Source organism: Pirellulales bacterium (assembly GCA_035533075.1).
In the GTDB taxonomy this organism is placed as follows: Bacteria; Planctomycetota; Planctomycetia; order Pirellulales; family JAICIG01; genus DASSFG01.
Window position 1 is genome coordinate 25,706 of record DATLUO010000267.1, and the last position, 11,504, is coordinate 37,209.

Genomic DNA, 11,504 nt, shown 5'->3' on the forward strand with positions numbered 1-11,504 from the left:
TGATGTTGTTATTTTGCTTGGTACGACTCCCGCATCGTACTGTTTGACACGATCGTTCGCAACTGGTTCGCATGATCTCCTCGGATGCCGGAAAGGCGTTGAGCACTTGTTCTTTTGGTTGGTGACTGACAACCGTTGAGCGTGGTCTGTTCGTCGATGCCGCACGGCGCTAGAAGAAACCGACTCGTTACTGCGGGCTTTCCCGGCATCTCTAAGCTGAACTTGCTTTGCTCGCCGACGCGGGCGAAAATGAAGGCATGGAGATTCCCGGTCGAGTGCAGAACGGCGTCGTGGTTTTGGAAGGTGCCCCCACGCTGCCGGAGGGGGCGCACGTAACCGTTTGTTTTCACGAATCGATCGCGTCACGGCCGGAAACGAAGAAGCAGCGGATCGAAGTGCCGCTCGTTCGAACCGGTCAACCCGGCACCGTGAAGCTGACCGCGCAGCGGATCGCGGAGATTCTCGACGAAGACGATGTTTCTCCCCGACGTTAATCTTTGGCTGGCGCTGACGTTCGATTCTCACGTCCACCATCCCGACGCGAAAAACTGGTTCGACGGCTTGTCCGACGACATTTGCGTGTTCTGCCGGATGACGCAGCAAGGATTCCTGCGATTGTCCACCAACCCAAGAGCCTTCGGGCAGCACGCCCTGACGCTCCGCCAAGCGTGGCATGAATACGACGCCTTTCAAAGCGACCCGCGGGTCTCGTACGCCGACGAGCCGGCGAATCTCGAAACGCATTGGCGCAATTGGACTCGGCAGCAGTCGTTCTCCCCACACGTCTGGAACGACGCCTATCTGGCGGCCTTCGCCCTGTCGGCAAGTCTCCAGATGGTCACTTTCGATCAGGCGTTTGCACAGTATCATGGGGTGAAGTGCGTCTTTCTGCCGTAAGCATGAGAACCAACTATGGAGTCGGGACTGACTGAGTTTTTCGACTTTCTCAAAGAGGGTTTGGCCCAAACCGGCCCATTTGTACCGAAGCCCTTTTACGACCATGAGGGCGACACGCTCTATTTCTATGGGCGCGACGTGCCGTCGTTTGCGCGGCGGGTGAACCCGCTGCTGAGCGTCTTCCTGGCGAACGACGACGAAAGCCTCGTCGGCTTCAAGATCGAAGGCGTGCAGCGCATCCTGGCGCGGATGGAGCGTTTGGGCATGGACAAATTCGTGATCGACGAACGCCACCAAGGAATCCGCCTCACGATTTTCTTGGAATTCGCCCTCGTCGCGCCGCCGGACGACGGCCAGCCCGGTCTGGAGCGGTTCGAAGCCGCGTTCCGCCAATACGACGACGTTGTGGTTGATACGCGGGAACTGCAACCGAGCTAGGCGATGGTCCTGAAAGTCGTGTTCAAAGTCTCCGACGAAGGTGGTTTCACGGCCTTCGTGCCGGCACCGCCGGGCTGCATCTCCGCGGGCGATACGCTCGAGGAGACGCGGAAAAACGTTCGCGAGGCCATCGAGTTGTATCTTGAGCCGGGCGACGAGCCGTTGCCCGAAGGCGGGTTTGTGGAAGGGATCGCTGTTTAGGACCGACGAGACACCATGGCCACTACTGAAATCGCCGCTTTGGAGCCGCGCAACCGCGTTCAACTTCCCGCGGAATGGGTCCAGTCGCTCGGCCTGTGCGGGTCGGTGAGCCTGGAACAAACCAGCGACGGCATTCTTGTCCGTGCGGCTGCGACCAGGACCTGGGATGAATTCTTCGCCACCGGGCTTGAAGTCGGGTCGGCGGAGCGGGCCGACGATGACGACGAGTTCGAGGTGACGCGCGATGACCTGCTGTTCTAACGCGGTCGGTTGCCGAGTGTTCGAGACGAGACGGCCTGGGAAGGCCGCCCCACGGAACTGGCGCGGCACGACGAGACGGCCTGGGAAGGCCATCCTCCTTTTTCGCAAGACGGCAAGCGCGGCGGAGGCGCGCAAGGGCTGCGGTGAGTTCGCCTCTAGCCGGTCAGTCAGCGCTCGACGGGGGCAAGCCCCGATCGTGGCGGAACAAAGCCGCGGAAATCGTCGACGAACGAGAACGAATTTGACTCGGAGCATCGCTGCCCCCATTTCTTGATGTGGCCGCACCGCCCGCTCGGCGGCGCTTGCCGTGTATATAACCGATCGCGCGATAATTGCAAGCAGTCGCCACTGAGGTTTTCGCGTTGCGTCCGCCGCCGCAGGCGGCGGACGCATCGCGAAACGGAAAACGGTTGTGGGGCGCGATCGGACGCTAGCCCGGATTATTCATGGCCCCACACTAACCCGAAGCGCAAGCGAGGCCGAGCAACGAACTTACCTCGCTTGCGCTTCGGGTTGGTGTGCGCGCAGTCTGTGGTGGAATTCGTGGGGCCACGAATAATCCGGGCTAGGCCGACAGTCAGCGCTCGACGGGGGCAAGCCCCGATCGTGGCGAATCACGCCGAAAACCACAACTCTCCGTGCCTCACGGTTCATTTTCCACTTGCCTCATCCCTTTTTCGGCGGGGTGGAGTTTTGCCGGTCGCCAAGCGTTTTGCTGGTATACGGGAAAAGAGCGGGCCGGGGGTCGGCCAAGCCAGCGGCGTGGTAGGATGCCGGCCGAGTGTTGATCCGTGCCCATCCATGTCATCCGTGGCTCCCTCGTTGTTCCTGCCGCGCGGCCGCCGGAAAGCACCAAGATCGCCGCGCGGTACAAGGTCGCGCAGACCATCGACGGTAGACAGGGAACGAGGCCGGTCCGCGGCAGCCGGGCGTGCCTAAAAATTGAGCAGCGGCGTCGGGCGGCCGTCGCGACCCGTGCGGCGGCGCACGGCTTTTGCAAATTTGCAATAGCCGTCGAAACACGGCGTTTTTTGCCAGCAACCACCCAAAAGGTACGTTGTCGGGCTGGCTGCCTAATCTGTACGCATGAAGCTAAAATAGTGCCTAAATGTTGAGCAGTCGTGGCCAGTGGTCAGTGGCCAGTGGTTAGTGGTTAGTCGCGAGAGCGATGCAAGCCAGTTGGCCGGTAGAACAAAGAGGTAGACGGTAGACGGCAGACGGTAGACAGCAGACGGTAGACAGCAGACGGTAGACAGCAGACGGTAGACGGCAGACGGTAGACAGCAGACGGTAGACAGCAAACGGTAGACGCAGGAGTCGAATCGACGATTCGCGACGCCCTCTCCCTCATCGCTTATCCCTCTTCGGAACTACGAGATGATGAAATCCCTCGGGTTTTTCTCGTTTGTGCAAATTTGCACGAACGAGCGGCGCTCGGTAGCAAACGCCCTCCGTGGCGTTCCGCGTAGGGGGGGTCGGCGCCAAGCTCGCACGATCACGGAAATCGCGGCGCGCCGGGAGAGGGCGTTGCGTACCGGGCCGCCAGAGGGTTCCGCGCTTGTACAACTCGGCCTCGATGCTTCCTCGCATCGCCGCAAAGCGCAGGCCCAAACCAGCTTAGACGGCCCAGGCGGCGCGCGTGATTTTTGTTTTTCACAAGCCGCGACACTTGTATTTTTCACAAGTGTTTTTAGCTCCTCCCCCCTTGCTCGCCAATGCTTGGGGCGCCGCCGGCAGAAAAACGCAATCCGCTTCGCTATCTTGCCGATAGTTACCAGTGCCCGCATCCGGCACTGCCGTGCCGACCCCGCGCGACCTAGGGACCCGCGGAAGACAGCTTCGCCCGACAGGTGGCTCTCGATTGCGAGCGCCCAAAGACGGTCGGCGAAACTGCCGGGACCTTCGTCGGTCGCGCCGCAACGCAATCTTTGGCCCAGGAGATTCCCCGTAACATGCTGACCAGTGAACGAACGATTCAATCGCTGGACGACTTACGAGATTATGTCAACGAAACCTTGTGCGAGCTTGAGCAACTCGAATGTGGCGCCTTTTTGATGACCGAGCGTGTCCTGTTGCGGGGGGGAAAGCCTTGTGGGCTTTACTTCTGCCTGCACGGACCGCGGGCCGTCACCTGTTCCGCCATCTGGGAGACCCAGAACAACACGGTGCTGTTCTACGATTCCAGCGGCGAACGGTTCCAAAAGACCCAGCTCGTTTCGGCGGCCGAGCACGAACTGGCCGCGGCCTGACGGCGGGCACGGCCGGCCGGGCCTGCCCGGACGGCGAAGCAACGCACCTCGGCTTGACATCGGTTCATACACAGTGTTCATAGATGCACCATTATCCCAAGCACGGAGGGTTGAGTTCATGTTGGTTTTATCCCGAAGAGAAAACCAGCGCATTCGGCTGGGCGAGTCGATCGTGGTGACGGTCGTGCGGTTGTCGGGCGACAAGGTGCGCCTGGGAATCGAAGCCCCGGCCGATGTGGTGGTGTTGCGTGAGGAGTTGGAGCCCTTTTCACCGCCCGGGTCGGTGGAGGGCCCCGAAGCGTGCGGCCGCGGCGCCCGGTGACGCGCGGCCCCGCACGGGCTGGCCGACGAGCCCCGGCCAGGCCAAGGAGGGCGTGTTGGGAAAGACGACGCGAAAGGCAAACATCAGGTCCCGCCCATGATCGACCGCGGTATCAGGCGCACCTGCATGCTATGCTCGAAACGAGCCAGCCAAGTCCCTTTCCCAACACGCTACGGGATTTCCAGCCGGCAGCATCCGAAGTCGAGATGCTCCGGCTGGCCGGGCTTGCGGGCAGGATGGAACACGTCGGGGTGCAGTTGATAGACGATAAATCGCCCCTGCCGCCGGTCGAGCACGACTCCGGCCTGCCGCAGCACGCCGAGATGGTGCGAGACGTTGACGACCTCCGCCCCCAGCGTCTCGGCGATATCGCTCACGTTCTTCGGGCCGTCGCGCAAGCACTGCACGATTTTGAGCCGTTCGCGGTCGGCCATGGCCCGCAGCACACGGGCACAACGATCGGATTCAAGTTGGTCGTCCATTTCTCACGCCGCTCGCGGCACGAAGTGTCCCGATCGCAACGAGCTGCCTGCTCGAAGGGCGATCAGCGATACTCCATCATACGCGGTCGGGCGAGAAGTTTGTAGATTAGCGTTGAGAATCTGAGGCGTCAGGTTTCAGGCGTCAGGCAGAACAAGCTGACGCCTGATGCCTGAAACCTGACGCCTAACGATGGTGGGCCGGCGCTCGCAAGCTCGCTGGTCCCACCCTACGCTCGTTGCCAAACGCAAAACGTTCTCAAGACCCTGCGGTAAGATCCACCATGAGCCTCTTGGGTTGATCGTCGTCGAGCGTTGCAAGCGCTAGTGTCTTCCATCGCTTCGTGCCCGGCTCGCCGATGCTGACTTGGTACTCGCCCAACGCGAATACGCCGGGACGAAACTCGCTGCCGGCGGTCCGCAAGGCGTAAACCAGCTCGCCCGATGCGTCGCGAACGATCACCACCGGTTGCGACACCCCTTTCACGTCCAGCGTCGGCAGGAAGGCGGCGGGGCGGCGGGCATAGTTGTCGGTCTGCTTGACGATAATGGGCCAGCCGGCGTACTGCCCGCCGGTCGATGGGTCGGTGGGATCGACGTAGCGCGGCCAGACTTCCAGCGTTGCCGTGCGAGCGGGTTTGTTGAACCGCACGATGGCGTAGCCGCTCGCCTTGCGATATAGGGCCACAGGGTCGGGGAACTGGCCCGGCTGCGGATTGGGCACCGGGTTGGCAACCGCATGCACGGTAATCTTGTTGTGAAAGCCGTCTTCGTAGCGGCCCATGTAGGCGGGCAGGTCCGCGTCGGCGTTCGAGGGCGGACAGTCGGGGTTCCAGAACCGTTCGTAAAGATTGGCCACGGCGGGCGCACAGAGCGACCAAACCGCATCGTCGAACTCGTCGACGCCTTGACGCACCACGCTCGCCAGGTGCTGGTCGCCGGCAATGTGCAGCATAAAAGCGCGCCGCAGTTCCTCCAGCGCCTTCCGCCGGCCGGTCTGCGGCCAGCCGTTGGAATCGAGGTCCTTGTCAAGCTGGCCGGCCGTCTCGCCGCGCGAACTGATCTGCAAGTTGCAAAAGATCGTCTGGCTCAGAGCCGCCTTCATCTCTTGTCCGACCCAGTCTTCGGCGAAGGCCCTCAAAAACGCAAGCTGGCGGTCGCCCAACAGCGTGGCGCCCGGCAGGTCGGCCTGCCGCGTGTCGTAGCCCTTTTCGGTGATATGGCTGTCGGGCGTCATCTTGGCCTTGATGACGCTGGGCGGCGATTTGAACTTGCGGTCTTCCAGGATCGCGAAGCCGATGCCGCCCCACACCAGCGATGTGTAGTAAACGCCGATCCCTTGTTCGACCGGCGTCGAGTCATAGGGGTCGGGCAAATGGCTGGTCTGCGTCCGCTGCATGGCGTTGAGCCATTCGGGCGGCATGCCGTAGCCGCCCAGCAGGCCGCCGGGGTCGCCCTCGCGGGCCGGCTTGCCCCACGCGCCCCACACGTTGCCCTGATACACGTCGTGGTCGTCGGGGATGGTGATCGTCGGCCGGTCGCGCGTCAGGTCGCGATAGGTCCAGCACCAAAGATACCACTTGTAGAGATAGTCGAGCAGCGACTCTTCTGCCGGCTGCCGCACCACGCGGGTGGGATTGCCTTCATAAATCTGGTCGCCCGCGAAGAAGAGCAGGTCGGGATCGTGCCGGGCAACGTTCGGCAACATGTCGGCGTGCGGGAACCAGACGGTCTTCGACCAGCCATACTGCTTGCCCGCATCGACGCGGCCGTCGACCTGCTGCACGCAGCTCAGCGTCGCCAGCACGAGTGTTTCTTTGTCGGCCGGGTCGCGGCGGATGGTGCCCGGCCAGTGCCAGGCCCGTTCGCCCGTCGCGTCGCGCAGGCGATAGACCGTGCGATAGGGCACATCGCGGCCGGCGTCCCAGTCGGTCAGGCGAAAAGTGGCCGTGTAACCGGGCACGGTCACGTCGGCCGTGGCCGCCGTCCGCCAATTTTCGTCCTGCTGAAACTGCAATTCGACCGTTTGCGGATCGCTCTGTCCGATGGGCATGAGCTGGGCCGTGAGTTTGAGCACACCGCGGTGGACGGTGTACTGCGTGGAGAGGATCGGCCCGCACGCGCGGTCGTCGTGGGCTTCGACTTTTGCGCCGGCCAGTCGCCAGTCGCGGAACCACCATCGCGTGGCCGGTTTGCCGCTGCCCGGATGCGCGACGAGCGCGACGTTGCCGGTCAGCCGATCTGGTGGAACTTCCAGCGAGGTTTCCGCCACCGTGCGTCCGTCGGCGTCGCTGATGGTGAGCGCGAGGCGATATTGGCCCTCGTGCCGGCGTCCCGCCAGCCGGATGACTATTTCGTTGGGCAGATCGTGCTGAGTGCCGGCCTCGTTTGCCGCTTCGACGGGCTTTTCGAAGCTGCGAATGAAGGCCCGGCCGGCGCCGTCGATGCCCGCGAACCAGCCGCCGCCTGGGCCGGGATTGTGATGAATGAGGGCCGCGGCACGATAATCCATCGTGTCACCGCCGGCGCCGACCAAAAAGCCGACTGCGGCATCGTGAGCGGGCGGACCATCGCAGATGGCGCCGGCATGCGCTGTCATTTCGAATTCGTCGGGCGTCGGGCCGAGCCGCCTCGTGAGCAGGTGCAGGGTGCGCATGGGCGAGCCGGCATCGCCGCGGACGCACTCCAGCCGTCCGGCGCCCAGCCGCCAATCTTGCAAGCGATTGGCCCAGAACTGAGGGCCGATCCAAACCCGCTCCCCATCGCCGGCCCACTCGCCCGAAAATTCGTCCGCCGCCGCGGGCGCTGTCGTGGATGCCAGATTCGCGGCGCCGACAGCTCCGGCGACCGATTTCAGGAATGTGCGTCGTGTGGGTTGCATTCTGGGCCGATTCCCCCTGCTTCGTCGCGATGGCATAGGACTGTCTATCATTCTCTGGGAGGCATTGGGTTGCAAGACTCGACGATAAACTTCATTCGTTACGGTTTTTCCTGGAAAGGCCCCTGCCTACCCTGCCTCCGAAACTCCGACACACCGACCTTGGAGAAACGACGATCGAACGGTATGATAAATTGTCATACCAAGAGGGAGTTTCCCGATAATGGCGAGCAGCAAGGTCGCAATCAGTATCGACTCGTCACTCCTCAGTCGTCTCGACGAGTTGATCGCTCGGCGCGTCTTCCCTAACCGCAGCAAGGCGATTCAAGCGGCAGTCGAAGAAAAGCTCCAGCGACTCAATCGCACCCAACTCGCGATCGAGTGTGCAAAGTTGGACCCGGCGGAAGAAAAGCGCTTGGCGGAATTAGGGTTGGAAGCGGAGCTTGAGCGGTGGCCCGCGTACTGAGAGGCGAGATTTGGTGGGCCGATCTGGACCCCGTTCGCGGACGAGAACAAGCGGGCCTTCGTCCCGTTCTTGTGCTCAGTCACGATGTCTTTAACCGGCGGTCCGACACGGTGATCGCGGTTGCCATCACAAGCCAATCGCCTGCGGCAGGCTTCCCTTTGACGCTCGAACTGACGCAGTCGGGGCTCCCCAAGCGGTCGTGGGTAAAAATCAGCCAGATTCGTACCTTATCGGTCGAGAGACTCCGTGGCAAAGCCGGCTCCGTTTCGCCGGAAGAGCTTGCCAGGATCATCGATGGCCTGAACCAGATCATCGATGTCTAGGCCGCGATCAGTCGCGTCGTCCGACCATCGGCGAAGGGCTGTGGTGTCACGGCAACACAATCACTTGCAGGTCGCCGGTGACGTCGGCGTCCAGCCCCAGCCGGCAATGCGAAAGTCCGGGATGCTGGAGCAGCCAGCGGGCCAAAGGCGTAACCACATGCCGCTCCAAAATCCGTTGCAACGGACGGACGCCGTAACGCGGGTCGTAGCCCGGCGCGGCAAGATGTTCGATCAGCCGCTCGCTGGGCGCAAGTTCAATCGCGGCTTTGGCCAACCCTTCACGCCGGGCAATCTCGTTCAGTTCCTTGCGCGTGATCGCCGTCACCTGCTCGCGCGTGAGAGGTTCGAACCGGACCACGGCGTCAATGCGATTGTAAAACTCCGGCCGAAAGAACGACGTCACCGCACCCTCCACGCCTGTGAGGCCGGAGAACAACAGCACGCCCAGCGGCCGGTGCGGATCGTTCAGTCCGGCCTTGAAGGCCACGACCAATTGGGCCGCTGCCCGGCAAGCTGCGTCCTGGCCCACGATCTCGCGCCGAAAACCGGCCAGTACCTCATCGAAGGCCAGTGGCAGATCGTCGCGCAGCAGCGATTCGGGCAAGCCGGTGCGGCGGACGAAGGCGGCAATCGCGTCCGCGGCGCTCGCTTCCTGGCGATGCTCTCGCTTGGTGCGGTCGAGCAAGTCGTCAAAGAAGCGGACGGTCTGTCCGGGAAAGGTCTCGTAGGGCGCGAACCGCCGGAAAAGATCGTAGACCACGGCCGCAGCGCCGTCGGCCACCGTCACGCCCGACTGCTGCCGACGGGCGACGGCCTGCCGGTCGAGCACGGCCAGCGCGCGGGACAGGATCGCCGACGTGCCACCTAGAAACGCCCCGAATTGACAAAGCTCGCAATGGGACATATCATTGGCTCGTGGAATTCGACAGTCGAACGTAGCGGTCAATTCGTGCCGTTCAATCTTCCTTTACCCGCCGTTTTCCGCAAGGCCCGATGGAAGGTCAAAATCCGTGAGAAGGAGAGCCGCGAGCCGCCCCACGTGACCGTCTTGCATGATACCCAGGCTTGGCGACTTGACTTGCGGACCGGCCAATTCATGGATCGGTTACCTGATCCCACGGAAGTTCCTCAGGAACTCGTTGACCACATCAAGCAGCCGGCGAACTGGCAACTGCTTTGCGAGCAATGGGACCGCAAGTATCCATCGAATCCGGTCGGCGAGAATTCGCCGGAAAAGGAGTAACAGAATGGTCAAATCTGAGGGGGCACACACTGTCGGCGCCACGTTTTTGCTCGACAAAGCCCGACGCCGCTCGAAAGAGTTCGCCACACTCCGCCCCACGGTGATTTCATCCAAAGCAGGACTGCGTAATTCGCTGGCACATGCAACAAAAGATTCACTTTGGATCAGCTATGAACACGACTTGACGGCGGCCTTGCTGCAAAATGTGCAGTGGCCGGCGCGCAGCCTTGGCGCGGCCCTGCTCAACCACGCCGTCAGCCCCGCGACACTGCCGGCTCTGGCCAATTGCTTTAAGCGGCTGGCTTACGGCGCGGACGGCACGTTCTTGCCTCCCGACGAGCTTGCGGCGGCGTTGCAAGCGGAGAATTCTCCCGATCTCTTCCTTGGAGGCACTGTCGACATGACGAGCCAAACTCTCACCCTCTGGCGTGGAAACCTGGAGCCGTTGACGGTGCCCTGCGCGGCGTTTGAAATATCGGGAGACGGAATCGAGCCGGATTTCGACCGTTTTTCCGTTGTGGACTGCGGACAAACCGTTCGGCTCGGCGACTACGAGGCGGCGACCGAGGCGATCTTGTATGAATACGATTCCGAATATCGCCGACGGCTTTCGAAGCGGCGATGGGAAACAGAGCGATCCTTCGGTGCGTCGCTGCGCCGGCTAAGAAAACAGCGAGGTCTGCGGCGCGAGGACTTTGCCCCCAACGTTGCCGCTAAGACGATCGCCCGCATCGAACAGGGCAAGGTGCGGCGCGTTCAGACAAAAACGGTCCAGGCCATCGCCGCAAGGCTTCGGGTGGAACCGGACGAGATCGGGACTTACTGACGCTTCTGTCCGGACGGCCTGACGTTGCAGCGGCAGAGGCCAGATTCGAACGATTCGATGATAAAACGCCGCGAGAGTTGCTCGCAAGCGATGATGCCGAATCCCGGCACGCCGGGGTGCCGTTCCGCCGAAGTAGGCGTTGACATCTCTGTGGGGAATCCCGGCGCGCCGGGATACCGTTCCGCCAGCGCTCGCCGTACAGATCGGCTGGCACGCTCATCAAAAGCGCCGCGCGGCGCATCTGCTTGAGCGCCGCGGCGCACTGGGGCGCCACGTGGCCCAGCATGATCGACCTAAGTGCATGACCTGTTCCGCGTTACGTGCAAGCCGATCAAAGGGCCGCTGCTCGCCCGCCGACGCAAATGGCTGGGTGTCTTGCTCGCCATGTCTTTAACCGGCGGTCCGACACATCGGTCGAGAGACTCCGTGGCAAAGCCGGCTCCGTTTCGCCGGAAGAGCTTGCCCGGATCATCGATGGCCTGAACCAGATCATCGATGTCTAGGCCGCGATTAGCCCGCGTCGTCCGACCATCGGCGAAGGGCTTTGGTTCACGGCAACACAATCACGCGCAGGTCGCCGGTCACGTCAACATCCAGCCCCAGCCGGCAATGCGAAAGCCCGGGATGCTCGATCAGCCAGCGGGCCAAAGGCGTCACCACATGCCGCTCCAAAATCCGTTGCAACGGACGGACGCCGTAACGCGGGTCGTAGCCCGGCGCGGCAAGATGTTCGATCAGCCGCTCGCTGGGCGCAAGTTCAATCGCCGCTTTGACCAACCCTTCACGCCGGGCAATCTCGTTCAGCTCTTTGCGCGTGATCGCCAATACCTGCTCGCGCGTGAGAGGCTCGAACCGCACCACGGCGTCGATGCGATTAAAAAACTCCGGCCGAAAGAACGACGTCACCGCGCCCTCGTAATT

Annotated in this window: 15 protein-coding genes; 11 read left to right on the plus strand and 4 right to left on the minus strand. The window is 62.4% G+C overall.

Features of this window, described 5'->3' with window-relative positions:
- Positions 1 to 227: 227 nt before the first annotated feature.
- From VNH11_33300 to VNH11_33335, 8 genes are all read left to right on the plus strand, one after another.
- Positions 228 to 494 (plus strand): hypothetical protein, encoded by a 267-nt coding sequence (locus VNH11_33300; protein HVA51266.1) that lies wholly within the window; start codon positions 228 to 230, stop codon positions 492 to 494.
- Entirely contained in the window at positions 475 to 897 is a 423-nt protein-coding gene (locus VNH11_33305) for a TA system VapC family ribonuclease toxin (GenBank protein HVA51267.1), read from the plus strand. Before VNH11_33300 ends, VNH11_33305 begins: the two co-directional genes overlap by 20 nt.
- 15 nt (positions 898 to 912) lie before the next feature.
- Entirely contained in the window at positions 913 to 1,335 is a 423-nt protein-coding gene (locus VNH11_33310; GenBank protein HVA51268.1) for a hypothetical protein, read from the plus strand.
- 3 nt (positions 1,336 to 1,338) lie between these two features.
- Complete coding sequence (locus VNH11_33315) at positions 1,339 to 1,536, plus strand: type II toxin-antitoxin system HicB family antitoxin (GenBank protein ID HVA51269.1); 198 nt, start codon at positions 1,339 to 1,341, stop codon at positions 1,534 to 1,536.
- Between the two features lie 15 nt (positions 1,537 to 1,551).
- Entirely contained in the window at positions 1,552 to 1,797 is a 246-nt protein-coding gene (locus VNH11_33320) for a hypothetical protein (protein ID HVA51270.1), read from the plus strand.
- A 9-nt stretch (positions 1,798 to 1,806) separates the two neighbouring features.
- Positions 1,807 to 1,944: a hypothetical protein gene (locus VNH11_33325; protein ID HVA51271.1), complete on the plus strand. Its 138-nt coding sequence runs from the start codon at positions 1,807 to 1,809 to the stop codon at positions 1,942 to 1,944.
- Positions 1,945 to 3,749: 1,805 nt separating this feature from the next.
- Entirely contained in the window at positions 3,750 to 4,046 is a 297-nt protein-coding gene (locus tag VNH11_33330) for a hypothetical protein (protein HVA51272.1), read from the plus strand.
- A 118-nt stretch (positions 4,047 to 4,164) separates the two neighbouring features.
- Positions 4,165 to 4,368 (plus strand): carbon storage regulator, encoded by a 204-nt coding sequence (locus VNH11_33335; GenBank protein HVA51273.1) that lies wholly within the window; start codon positions 4,165 to 4,167, stop codon positions 4,366 to 4,368.
- 170 nt (positions 4,369 to 4,538) lie between these two features.
- On the opposite strand, the gene VNH11_33340 is transcribed toward VNH11_33335, so the two are convergent.
- Positions 4,539 to 4,850, minus strand: a complete 312-nt coding sequence (locus VNH11_33340) for a metalloregulator ArsR/SmtB family transcription factor (GenBank protein HVA51274.1) — start codon at positions 4,848 to 4,850, stop codon at positions 4,539 to 4,541.
- A 256-nt stretch (positions 4,851 to 5,106) separates the two neighbouring features.
- Complete coding sequence (locus VNH11_33345) at positions 5,107 to 7,728, minus strand: alkaline phosphatase D family protein (protein ID HVA51275.1); 2,622 nt, start codon at positions 7,726 to 7,728, stop codon at positions 5,107 to 5,109.
- A gap of 220 nt (positions 7,729 to 7,948) precedes the next feature.
- On the opposite strand from VNH11_33345, the gene VNH11_33350 reads away from it, so the two are divergent.
- Positions 7,949 to 8,191 (plus strand): ribbon-helix-helix domain-containing protein, encoded by a 243-nt coding sequence (locus VNH11_33350; protein ID HVA51276.1) that lies wholly within the window; start codon positions 7,949 to 7,951, stop codon positions 8,189 to 8,191.
- The gene (locus VNH11_33355) at positions 8,176 to 8,514 is read left to right on the plus strand and encodes a type II toxin-antitoxin system PemK/MazF family toxin (GenBank protein HVA51277.1); all 339 of its coding nucleotides are present in this window, start codon (positions 8,176 to 8,178) and stop codon (positions 8,512 to 8,514) included. The genes VNH11_33350 and VNH11_33355 overlap by 16 nt, the downstream gene beginning before the upstream one ends.
- 46 nt (positions 8,515 to 8,560) lie before the next feature.
- Here VNH11_33355 and VNH11_33360 read toward each other — a convergent pair whose 3' ends face one another.
- Positions 8,561 to 9,418, minus strand: coding sequence for a hypothetical protein (locus tag VNH11_33360; protein HVA51278.1), 858 nt, complete (start codon positions 9,416 to 9,418; stop codon positions 8,561 to 8,563).
- A gap of 169 nt (positions 9,419 to 9,587) precedes the next feature.
- Between VNH11_33360 and VNH11_33365 the strand changes: the two genes are divergently transcribed.
- Positions 9,588 to 10,583: a helix-turn-helix transcriptional regulator gene (locus VNH11_33365; GenBank protein ID HVA51279.1), complete on the plus strand. Its 996-nt coding sequence runs from the start codon at positions 9,588 to 9,590 to the stop codon at positions 10,581 to 10,583.
- A 549-nt stretch (positions 10,584 to 11,132) separates the two neighbouring features.
- Here VNH11_33365 and VNH11_33370 read toward each other — a convergent pair.
- Positions 11,133 to 11,489, minus strand: a complete 357-nt coding sequence (locus tag VNH11_33370; protein HVA51280.1) for a hypothetical protein — start codon at positions 11,487 to 11,489, stop codon at positions 11,133 to 11,135.
- Between the last annotated feature and the right edge of the window lie 15 nt (positions 11,490 to 11,504).